This window comes from Pseudomonas sp. EA_65y_Pfl1_P113 (assembly GCF_963970525.1).
GTDB classification, from domain to species: Bacteria; Pseudomonadota; Gammaproteobacteria; order Pseudomonadales; family Pseudomonadaceae; genus Aquipseudomonas; species Aquipseudomonas tritici.
The window spans coordinates 47,689-56,125 of record NZ_CAXAQM010000032.1; the positions used below are offsets into that span (position 1 = coordinate 47,689).

The window sequence follows — 8,437 nt, forward strand, 5'->3', positions numbered from 1 at the left end:
ACTTCCCACTTTCAACAAAGATACAAACTTACAGCCAATATTATTTAGAAAAACTTCTAACACATTTGTATGCTCGCCAAGTTGTTCAACCCGCTTATCATCTTTTATTACTAAACCAGACACTTCATTCGACGCGGCAGTCGCCTCATCAGAAGCGCCCTGCACGCGTAAGGCTGGCCCATACCTATTCACTTCTTGCCAACCACAAGAACTCATCGCTGTTTTTCACAGCAGACGCAACAACTTATAGGCACCAACCATGCATCAACCGTTACTTGAAACAGCAAAATTGCAGTTATGCAGCCATTCGTTATTTTCAGAAATAACTTCCCTGCGAAAGTTACAACTTTTTATGGAAAGCCACATATTTGCGGTCTGGGATTTCATGACCCTCGCCAAACGTCTGCAACGGGACCTGACCTGCACGCGCCTGCCTTGGCTGCCACCTGCCGACCCGCAAGCAGCTCGCCTGATCAATGAGGTCGTGCTGAGTGAGGAGTCAGACGAGCATCCCGAGCAAGGCTATTGCAGCCACTTCGAACTCTATCTGGAGGCCATGGCCGAAGTGGGCGCCAGCACCTCGCCGATCAAACGCTTTGTTGCGCTGCAACGCCAAGGCATGGAAGCGACTGCCGCCTTGCGTGAGGTCGAAATTCTTCCCGGCGTGGCCCGCTTCGTCAGTGGCACATTGCATCTCGCGCTGAACGCGCCTACCCATTGTGTGGCGGCAACATTCCTGCACGGTCGCGAGCATGTCATCCCGATGATATTCGAACGCATCCTGCAATCTGATGAGCTTATCCGTCGCCACGCGCCGACACTGTGCGCTTACCTCAAGCGTCACATCGAATTGGACGCCCAGCATCATGGCCCAGCAGCAGAGCAGTTGCTCCAACGCCTTGTCAGTGCAGACCCGGCGTACCCGCAACAGGCCACCAATGCCGCCCTCTCGGCCGTGCAAAGCCGTATCGCATTCTGGGATGAGGTTCAGGCCTCTCTGAGGGAGGTGCACCCATGAGCGTAGCCGACTACCACGCCATTGCCGACGACTGGGAGCGCCGCGCAACCATCCGCACACGCCCTCGCCGTTTGCTGGAAGACGATGACAAGCTGATCTACCCGGTGTGCCGCCAGCCCTTGGTGCTCTGTGCAACCTTTCTCGAACACTGCCCGCAATGGCGCGATTTCGTGTTGGTGCAAAGCTTCTACAAATTCATCAACGACGTGGTGATCTTCGAGACTGAGATCGTCGACAAGACTGCGCGCAGCATTGCCAAGAATCGCTTCTCGGTGCCCTTCCCGCTTGCCTGCCGCGTAGATGCGATGACCGTTGTCGTGGACGAGGACTACCACGCGCTGGTTGCGTTGGATTTCCTCCAGCAAACCGTTGCCATGACCGGCATACAACCGTTGGAGCCACCGGAGGAAATTGAATTGAACCGTGCGTTGCCTGCGGCCCAGGCCAAGGCGCCAGCCCACCTGCGCGATGCAATAGCACTGATTGGCGTGGCCATTGCCGAAAACACCGTGACCCACGATGTGGCGGCGTTCGCCAAGGACACCAGTGTTAAAGCGTCGATCCGTGGCTTGATGGCCGATCACCTGTTTGATGAGGGCCGCCACGCGCAATTCTGGACACGGCTCGTACGCCTGTATTGGCACACGGCGAGCGCGGAAGACCGCGACAGCATCGCTCAGGTGCTGCCGATATTCTTGGCTCAGTACCTGACGAACGACCTGCAAAAAAACTTCGACCTGCACTTGATCGAACACGTCGACACCAGCGAAAGCCTGCGCAACGCATTGCGCGATGAAGTGACGGCACTGGCCTTCCCGATCACCCGTCGGCACCCGCTGATGGACAACATTCTGGGTTTCCTGCAACACAGCGGTTTGCTGCAAACGCCGAGTGTGGCGCAAGCGCTGGACAATTACTTGCCAGTGCCCGGGAGGCTGACATGAGGCGCCTGACCATCGGGTTTGCTGGCACCAGCAGCGTCTTGGCCTCCCTCAGGCAAGCGCTGGAGCAGTATGGGCATGCCATGAGTGATGAAGGCATCGACTTGTTGATCGATGACGGCAGTCAGTCGCTGCGGGCCTCAGCAGATCGACTCCCAGTGTTCAGCCTGCGCCTGGGTGTTGGCCCGGTAACCGAATACGGGCTACCCGCGCTGCAACTGCGCGCCTATGGGCCCAACCGGCGATTGTCGGCTGTGCTTGGCATCACCGAAGAACCCAGTGGCAACGGCCAACGGCTGCGCCAGCGGGTGACCCATGCATTGGTGGAGTGGGTCGCGCTGCACGTGAGTGGATTCTCGCGGGACACTGGATATTTCTCTGTGCACGCGGCCGCCAATGAATGGCCCGAGCAAGGCTTGGACGCGCTTGACGCGCTGGCATTTGTCCATCGGCTCAACCGCACAGAAGACCCTGTTGTCATGCGGGAAGCCCAGGTACCCGTGATCGAACAGTTGCAGGCCAGCCTTCGCACCTTCGCCGATCGGCCGGCGCTGAACATCGCCGGCAACACAGTGATCTATCGTCAATTGCAGCTTCACGCCTTGGCGATACAGCAGCAACTACAGCCGTTGCTGGAGATTGGGCAGGCGCCAACGGTGGTCGGCGTGTGCCTGGAAAAATCCATCGAGTTGTACGCCAGCATTCTTGCGGTGATGGGCTGCGCAGCCGTGTATCTACCGCTGGGTCCGGACCACCCGGTTCAGCGCCATCAGGTCATGCTTGAGAGCACGCAAGCTCGGGTATTGCTTGACGCCGGTCAGCACCCCTTGCGAGGACGCTTCACTGCACTGGATGTCAGCAAGGTCGACCCGCGGAGCGCCGACGTCATGCGTCCGTTGATGCAGACTCGCCCGCCCGCCGACGGTCCTTGCATGACGCTCTTTACATCAGGCACCACGGGTCAACCCAAGGGTGTGCTGCTCAGCCAGACTAACCTGGCGCATTTCACGGCCTGGTTCAGGTCCTGTATGAGCCTGGATGAGCTGAGCCGCGTCCTGCCATTTTCGCCTTTGAGCGTTGACGCTTCGCTGATCGATATTTTCCCCACCTTGATAGCAGGGGCCGAGTTGATTGTCCCCAGCGCAGAGCAACGACAAGACCCTCAGCAACTGCTGGATCTGCTCCACCGGCAGCGCGTCACCCACGCCTTCCTGCCGCCTGCGCTGCTGAGCATTCTGCCACTCGATCAACCGCTGGGCCTGACGCACCTGCTCACCGGCGGCGATGTGTGCGAGCCCCATGTAATCGAACGCCTCGCGGGGCAGTGCCAATTTCACAACCTCTATGGGCCCACGGAGGCCACGGTGCTGGTCACCCATCGCACGCTGCTCCCCGGTGATAGCAACCGCAACGTCGGAAGCCCCATCGCCAACAGCCAGGTGCTGATCCTTGACGAGAACCTGCAGCCGGTAGATGAACAGGTCATGGGCGAGGTATATATCATCAGCCCCGGAGTGAGCCTGGGGTATGTGAACGCGCGGCAACAGCTTGCCAGCCCTTTCGTGGAGCTGGCGGTGCCTGGGGGCCAATCGCTGAGGGCTTACCGCAGCGGCGATCTGGCACAGTGGACCGCCGACGGGATTGTGCTGGGGGGGCGCCGTGATGATCAGGTGAAAATCCGCGGCTTTCGGGTCGAGCCCCAAGAGATAGAGCAGTGCTTGCGTAACAGCCGGCTGTATCGCCAGGTCGCAGTGGTGATTGACCATGACCGCAGGATCCGTAGCTTTGTCGCTCAACCCGAACCGGGGGCCACCGTGGCGGCCCTGCAGCAACACGCGCGACAGTGGCTGCCGGATTACATGCACCCCGGTTTCTGGAGCCTGTTGCCGCACATGCCATGTTCCAGCAACGGCAAAGTCGACCGGGCAGCCTTGCTCGCATTACCGGCTCAATCCGTTTCGCAGACTGCCAGCAATGCGGCGCACACCCCACTTCAGATTCGATTGACCCGCTTATGGATCGAACTGCTGGCGTTGCCCATGGATGAATTGTCTATTGATGAGAGTTTCTTTGAACTCGGCGGCCATTCGATTTTGCTGTCGACCCTCTTACTGCGTTTTCGCGAACAATTCGGCCGCAGCTTCTCGTTGAGCCGCTTCATTGAGGCGCCGACTATTCGTACCCTCGCAACGTGGGTGGAGGACGGGGAACGACCCGATGCGCCCTCTAGCCAGGCGGTTCACGACGCACAACAGGAGTGGTCACTCGACATATTGTCCGAGGACCGCGCAGGCGACCCGCACAAAGTGATCGTAACAGGGGCCAACAGCTTTGTTGGTGCCCATATCGTCGAGGCGTTGCTGGCCGATCATGCAACCCAGGTGGCATGCCTGGTGCGTGAAGAGCCGGGGCATTCGGCGATGATGCGGTTTACCCAAGCGTTGCGCGAGTACCGCCTGGAGCATCTGGACCTGAGCCGGGTGCAGGTATTCGCCGCCGATATCAGCCTGCCTCGATTGGGGTTGGCCAACGACGCTTACGACACGCTCACCCGGGACTTCGGTGTGCTGGTGCACAACGCGGCACGGGTCAACCACGTGATGGACTACGCATCACTGGCCAGGGACAACGTTGACCCCATCTTCGAATGCCTGCGCCTGTGTGAGACGCACTGCAAGAAGGTCTTCAACTTTATCTCGACGCTGTCAGCCTCAAGCAGCATGGACACCCAGGGCTATGTCCTCGAGGCACCCGCCGCGACCACGCTGCCGCTGTACATCCAGAATGGCTACAACCTGTCCAAATGGGTCGCCGAGCGGCAACTGAGACGTGCGGTGGAGCACGGAGCCTGGGTGAATATCCATCGCCCCGGCAATATCAGCTTCCATAGCCGCACGGGGGTCTGCCAGCCGCAGAAAAATCGGCTGATGCTGATGCTCAAGGGCTCACTTCAACTTGGCCTGGTACCGCGGCTGGCGTTGAACTTCGACCTGATGCCGGTGGATTTCCTGGCTCGTTTCATTGCATTCCACTGCACCCGCTTTCAAGCCAATCGCAGTGTGTTCAACCTGCACAACCCACAACCTTTGAGCTGGGCGCGTTACCTGGATGCTTTCAGCCGAGCGGGTCACCGGTTCAGGCGGGTGAGCATTGCACATTGGCAAGAGGAGATACGAACGGTCAGCCACGAGAACGCACTGTTTGGCGTGCTTGGTTTTTATCTCGAGCGCCTCGACGAAGACATCGGAGACACCTCAATGATCCGCCACGACAATGCGCGGCAGGGCGTCCAGCAGATGGGGGCACACTACCCCGAAAAAGATTCGGCGCTGTTGAGCAAAGGCTGCAACTACCTCAAGGCCATTGGCTTTCTTTGAACGCCTCAGGACAACCTCATGAAACCACTGCAACCCGATACGTTAATTCGCAACCCGGACGGCCAGCCAATAGTCGCGTCGGTCGTGGTCGACTGCCATGCCTCCCGCCTGTGGAACATGGTGGGGAATTTTTCAGGCTTCGATGTGTTCATTCCTGACCTGACGCATATCGAAATGACAGCCACAGGTGTGGGCGCCTTGCGTACAAAATTTTTCCGCGATGGTAACTGTGTGGTGGAGCAGCTCAATAGCCGGGACGAGCAGGCCATGCATATGACCTGGACCACAATCTATAACACCCTGGGCGTGGCCAGGTTATGGGCGGCGATCCGCGTTGAAGCACTAGGAGCGGAGTGTTCCAGGGTGACATGGACGATTATTGCAGAGCCCATGGATGAGGCAAACGCAGGGTTTGAACAGTTTGTGCAGGACTTCGCCAACCGCGCCCTGGACAATGTCCGTCGGTTGCTTGGCTGAACGGCAGAAGCGAGGCCACTCGCCCCTGCCCGATCAATCAGCGGGTCAGATCTTGAAACTATCGACCAGTTGTTTCAATCGATTGGCCTGCTGCGACAGCGCATCGCAATCCTTCAGGGTTTCATTGAGATTGGCCACGCCCTGTTGGTTCAGCAGGTTGATCTGGTTGATGTCCACGTTGAGCGTTTCCACCACGGCTGTCTGCTCTTCGGTGGCGGCGGCGACGGACTGGTTCATGCCGTCGATCTCGACGATCTGCTGCGTCACGCTGACCAGCCGCTCACCCGCCTGGTTGGCGACCTCGACGCTTTCTTCACTGGAGGCCTGGCTGGCATTCATAGTGGTAACCGCTTCACGCGAGCCCACTTGCAGCGAGGTGATCATTTTGTGGATCTCTTCGGCCGACTCCTGGGTGCGGTGAGCCAGGTTGCGCACCTCGTCAGCGACCACCGCAAAACCTCGACCGGCCTCACCGGCACGTGCCGCTTCAATGGCGGCGTTGAGTGCGAGCAGGTTGGTTTGCTGAGAAATACCCTTGATCACATCAAGGATGTGACCAATGTTGTCAGTACTGGCGTTCAGGGTTTCGATCTGCGTGCAGGACAGGCTGATCTTCTGCGACAGCGCCGACATTGCGAGGATAGTTTGCTCCACCACTTTGCGCCCATCATCGGCCTGCTCACTGGCTCCGCTGGCGTGCTGCGAGGCATCGGCGGCGTTACGCGCGATTTCCTGAGTGGCGGCGCCCAGTTCGTTGATCGCAGCGGCCACGCTGTTGGTGCGTGCGCTTTGCTCGTCAGAACCGATGATAGAGGCATTGGACGAGGCCATTACACGCTGGGACAAGTCGTGCACCTGGCGCGTTGCTGAAGACACTTCCGAAATCGATGCGTGGATGCGTTCTACGAATTGATTGAACGCGCTGCCGACTTCGCCGAACTCGTCCTTGCTGGTGACAGCAAGGCGACGGGTCAGGTCACCTTCGCCCTGCGCAATGTCCTGCATCGCCACACCCATGGTGGTAAGAGGCCGCAGCAGTACTTGGATGAGCACACTCAGGAGCACGGCAATCGCAACCACGGCGATCAACATGGCAATCAGCGCGGAAGTACGGAACTTGCCCAATGCTGCGTAGGCTTTGTCTTTATCAATCGACAGACCGATATACCAATCTGCGCCGGGCAAACCGCTGATGGGGGTAAATGACAGGATGCGGTCCTGGCCGTTGAGAACGACCTCCTGACTGACCTTCTCGATGCGTAACTGAGTGCCGGGGTAGATGTCCTTGAGGTTTTTCATCACCTGCCCTTGATCAGGACTGACGATGACCTGGCCGTCGCCGCTCACTAGGAACGCATGGCCGATGCCGCCGAAGTCTACCGAGTTGATGATTTTTTCCAAGGTCTGCAGGCTCAGGTCACCGCCGACTACGCCGAGCAATTCACCGTCCTTTTTCACCGGCATCGCGATGGTCACGATCTGCCCACCCACTGCGGCCATATACGGTGGTGTAAGCATGGGCTTGTCCGCAGCCACTGCCTGTTTGTACCAAGGGCGCTGACGCGGGTCGTAGCCGTCGGGCATTTTCGCGTCCGGGCGTTGCGTAAACACGCCGTTGGTTTGGCCAACATAGGTGAACTGGAAGTTTGAGGTGAAGGCCGGTTGATCGACCAGACCAGGGAGGTCGGCAGAACCGCCTTGGTGGGCGACGTTTTGCGTGAGGCTTTCGAGCACCAATATTCGCCCACTAAGCCAGTTCTGCACACTGCTGGCGGTGAGTTCACCGGACTGCGCGATGGACGACTCTAGGTTCTGCTTGATGGTACTGCGCTGCAGGTAGTCGTTGTAGAGAGTAAATAACGCGAAGGCCAGAACCACAACGCCTGACGCGGCCAACAGAATTTTATGACTGAACTTGAGATTCATTTCATCGACTTCTTTTGCCAAAGGGGGGTTAGCGTGCCGAGTGGACATTCCATGTAACGTTATAGGCGGAGTCTTGGACCGCTCTATCTCGGTGCACGCATGGCTTGTCAGGCTTTCGGCCAAGCCGAGGCAAAACTTAGGAAAATGTAAGATGGATTGCCATTTTTCGCAGGAAACCGACCGATGGTTGTCGTACAAGGATTGGATAACGAACGCTTTGAGCGCTTAGGCACCTTGGTCTAGGTCCTGCGATAGAAAATGAAACCAACCAATAATGCAGCGAACTGCGGGCTGGATGCCCGGGTGATCAATCAGGTCTGACAGCAATACAGAATTGCTGATCTAAACGACAAAACCCCTGTCTGCGTTAGCAGACAGGGGTTTCGGAATTCAATCTTGACGATGACCTACTCTCACATGGGGAAACCCCACACTACCATCGGCGATGCATCGTTTCACTGCTGAGTTCGGGATGGGATCAGGTGGTTCCAATGCTCTATGGTCGTCAAGAAATTCTGTGTACCGGTTCGCTGCATTCGCAACGTGCCGATGAAATTCATGAACTTCTACAAAAACAAAACCCCTGTTTGCGTTAGCAAACAGGGGTTTCGGAATTTAATCTTGACGATGACCTACTCTCACATGGGGAAACCCCACACTACCATCGGCGATGCATCGTTTCACTACTGAGTTCGGGA

Annotated in this window: 5 protein-coding genes and 1 rRNA gene; 4 read left to right on the forward strand and 2 right to left on the reverse strand. The window is 57.8% G+C overall.

Features of this window, described 5'->3' with window-relative positions:
- The first annotated feature begins 259 nt into the window (after positions 1-259).
- The 4 genes from AACY52_RS22855 to AACY52_RS22870 are packed head-to-tail and all read left to right on the forward strand — an operon-like array spanning position 260 to position 5,813.
- Complete coding sequence (locus AACY52_RS22855) at positions 260-1,018, forward strand: DUF3050 domain-containing protein (RefSeq protein ID WP_339560805.1); 759 nt, start codon at positions 260-262, stop codon at positions 1,016-1,018.
- Entirely contained in the window at positions 1,015-1,962 is a 948-nt protein-coding gene (locus AACY52_RS22860) for a diiron oxygenase (RefSeq protein ID WP_339560806.1), read from the forward strand. The genes AACY52_RS22855 and AACY52_RS22860 overlap by 4 nt, the downstream gene beginning before the upstream one ends.
- Positions 1,959-5,336, forward strand: a complete 3,378-nt coding sequence (locus AACY52_RS22865) for an amino acid adenylation domain-containing protein (RefSeq protein ID WP_339506997.1) — start codon at positions 1,959-1,961, stop codon at positions 5,334-5,336. The genes AACY52_RS22860 and AACY52_RS22865 overlap by 4 nt, the downstream gene beginning before the upstream one ends.
- A gap of 18 nt (positions 5,337-5,354) precedes the next feature.
- Entirely contained in the window at positions 5,355-5,813 is a 459-nt protein-coding gene (locus AACY52_RS22870; protein WP_339421224.1) for an SRPBCC family protein, read from the forward strand.
- Between the two features lie 45 nt (positions 5,814-5,858).
- On the opposite strand, the gene AACY52_RS22875 is transcribed toward AACY52_RS22870, so the two are convergent.
- Positions 5,859-7,739, reverse strand: coding sequence for a methyl-accepting chemotaxis protein (locus AACY52_RS22875; protein ID WP_339421222.1), 1,881 nt, complete (start codon positions 7,737-7,739; stop codon positions 5,859-5,861).
- Between the two features lie 394 nt (positions 7,740-8,133).
- Positions 8,134-8,249 (reverse strand): 5S ribosomal RNA (rrf, locus tag AACY52_RS22880).
- Positions 8,250-8,437: the final 188 nt, after the last annotated feature.